Here is a 254-nt window from a genome sequence, read left to right on the forward strand (position 1 = left end):
TCCCTTGTGGTTTAACCACACTAAAGAGTCGTTCGAGACCAGGACGTTGATAGGTGGGGTGTGGAAGCGCGGTAACGTGTGAAGCTAACCCATACTAATTGCTCGTGAGGCTTGACTCTATCATTTGAAGAACTTCAAAGATAAAAGCTTACTGACTGATTCAGTCATCACTAAATAATTGATTAAGGCTTTACCGATTTGTAACAGTTTAAGTTTGGCGGCCATAGCGAGTTGGTCCCACGCCTTCCCATCCC

At 44.9% G+C, this 254-nt stretch carries 1 rRNA gene; it reads left to right on the forward strand.

Features of this window, described 5'->3' with window-relative positions:
- Positions 1-119 (forward strand): 23S ribosomal RNA (locus tag ACTHSP_RS23875); the annotation flags it as partial.
- Positions 120-254: the final 135 nt, after the last annotated feature.

This window comes from Neisseria sp. P0001.S005, from assembly GCF_051963715.1.